General features: G+C 68.0%; 1 protein-coding gene and 1 pseudogene. Both read right to left on the bottom strand.

The window, feature by feature from the left end; translation table 11 throughout:
- Positions 1 to 2179: hypothetical protein (locus tag ACIBEF_RS32165; protein ID WP_396797186.1), on the bottom strand; the 2179-nt coding region annotated here is incomplete at its 3' end.
- A gap of 247 nt (positions 2180 to 2426) precedes the next feature.
- Positions 2427 to 2680: pseudogene (locus ACIBEF_RS32170) on the bottom strand (IS5/IS1182 family transposase); the annotation flags it as partial.

A 2680-nucleotide genomic window follows, 5' to 3' on the forward strand; every position in this document is an offset into this window, starting at 1 on the left:
CGCTGGGTAGCAGCCGCCATTTGCCGTCGGGGAGCGCGGTCGGGTTGTGGTGCAGGCCGTGCGCGGCCAACGCGGAAACCAACGCCGGATCCGGCGCCGCCGTCCGCCCCCCGTTGGCCGCGGTGGTCCGCAGTCTGCTCATCAGTGAGCCGATGGGAACAGGGACGGTATGACCGGGCAGTATCACTGTGGTGTTGCCCGTGATGCGGGTGCCTACCGGTAGGCGGTTCAACGCCTGCGCATAGTCCTGATCGGTCCAGGTGATATTGGCGCCGCTGGGTAGCAGCCGCCATTTGCCGTCGGGGAGCGTGGTCGGGTTGTGGTGCAGGCCGTGCGCGGCCAACGCGGCGACCAACGCCGGATCCGGCGCCGCCACCCGCCCCCCGGCAGCCGCGGTGGTCCGCAGTGTGTTTACCAGTTGGCCGATGGGAACAGGGACGGTATGACCGGGCAGTATCACTGTGGTGTCGTGCGTGATGGGGGTGCCTAGCGGCAGGCGGTTCAACGCCTGCACATAGTCCTGATCGGTCCAGGTGATTTTGGCGCCGCTGGGTTGCAGCCGCCATTTGCCGTCGGGGAGCGCGGTCGGGTTGTGGTGTAGGCCGTGCGCGGCCAGCGCGGCGACCAACGCCGGATCCGGCGCCGCCACCCGCCCCCCGGCAGCCGCGATGCTCCGCAGTCTTTTCACCAGTTGCCCGATGGGAACAGGGACGGGATGACCGGGCAGCATCACTGTGGTGTCGTTTGTGAGGGGGGTGCCTACCGGCAGACGGTTCAACGCCTGCGCATAGACCTGATCGGGCCAGATGATTCTGGCGCCGCTGGGTAGCAGCCGCCATTTGCCGTCGGGGAGCGCGGTCGGGTTGTGGTGCAGGCCGTGCGCGGCCAACGCGGTGACCAACGCCGGATCCGGCGCCGCCACCCGCCCCCCGGTGGCCGCGGTGTCCCGCAGTCTTTTCACCAGTGGGCCGATGGGAACAGGGACGGGATGACCAGGCAGCGTCACTGTGGTGTTGCCCGTGATGCGGGTGCCTGCCGGCAGGCGGTTCAACGCCTGCGCATAGTCCTGATCGGTCCAGGTGATTTTGGCGCCGCTGGGTAGCAGCCGCCATTTGCCGTCGGGGAGCGCGGTCGGGCTGCGGTGCAGGCCGTGCGCGGCCAACCCGGCGACCAACACCGGATCCGGCGCCGCCCGCCCCCCGGTGGCCGCGGTGGTCTGCAGTGTGTTCACCAGTGGGCCGATGGGAACAGGGACGGTATGACCAGGCAGCATCACTGTGGTGTTCTGCGTGATGGGGGTGCCTACCGGCAGGTTGTTCAACGCCTGGGCATAGTCCTGATCGGTCCAGGTGATTTTGGCGCTGCTGGGTTGCAGCCGCCATTTGCCGTCGGGGAGCGCGGTTGGGTTGTGGTGCAGGCCGTGCGCGGCCAACGCGGTGACCAACGCCGGATCCGGCGCCGCCACCCGCCCCCCGGCAGCCGCGATGCTCCGCAGTCTTTTCACCAGTTGCCCGATGGGAACAGGGACGGTATGACCGGGCAGCATCACTGTGGTGTCGTTTGTGATGGGGGTGCCTACCGGCAGGCGGTTCAACGCCTGCGCATAGTCCTGATCGGTCCAGGTGATTCTGGCGCCGCTGGGTAGCAGCCGCCATCTGCCGTCGGGGAGCGCGGTCGGGTTGTGGTGCAGGCCGTGCGCGGCCAACGCGGAAACCAACGCCGGATCCGGCGCCGCCACCCGCCCCCCGTGGGCCGCGGTGTTCCGCAGTGTGTTCACCAGTTGGCCGATGGGAACAGGGACGCTATGACCAGGCAGCATCACTGTGGTGTTGCCCGTGATGCGGGTGCCTACCGGCAGACTGTTCAACGCCTGCGCATAGTCCTGATCGGTCCAGGTGATTTTGGCGCCGCTGGGTAGCAGCCGCCATTTGCCGTCGGGGAGCGTGGTCGGGTTGTGGTGCAGGCCGTGCGCGGCCAACGCGGCGACCAACGCCGGATCCGGCGCCGCCGCCCGCCCCCCGCTGGCCGAGATGGTCCGCAGTGTGCTCACCAGTTTGCCGATGGGAACAGGGACGGGATGACCGGGCAGCGTCACTGTGGTGTTCTGCGTGATGGGGGTGCCTACCGGGAGGCGGTTCAACGCCTGCGCATAGACCTGATCGGAATTCCTAGGTGCCATCCGGATCTCCTCATCTTCTCGGTATTGGCCTCTCAACGAGCGATGACAGTCACGCGTTCAACAGTTTCCCGGGCTTGCCCCTGATCTTGCAGGGCAGTTGCAAGTTCCGGGGTTGCTGGCTGGTCGGGTTGTGACCGGTTGGGCCGTATAGCGGGACAGGCGCGGAGTTTGTGATCATTGTGGTGTCGAAGCCAGACCTGGAGGAGGAGGCTGGTAGCGCCCTGAGAGCGTGTTTGAGAGGGGCTGGTCAGGTCCGGATGAAGGTGTGTCGGGCTTGGCGTCGGGCGGGTGGACCGCGGGTGATGCGGCGGGTCATGCCGGCGTTGGCGGTCCAGCGGATGGTGGCTTCGGAGACCTCGGGGTGGTGTTCGTAGTCGCGGGCGAGTCGGCGGTAGGCGGTGAGCCGGGCCGGAGTGCGTTCGACGACCCAGCGGCGGGGATGCACGGCGAAGCCGCGCTGGCCGGTGGGCTTGCGGACGATCTCGAGGGTGGTGCGCAGGA

Origin of the sequence: Micromonospora sp. NPDC050795, assembly GCF_044456785.1 — a bacterium.
Taxonomy (GTDB): domain Bacteria; phylum Actinomycetota; class Actinomycetes; order Mycobacteriales; family Micromonosporaceae; genus Micromonospora.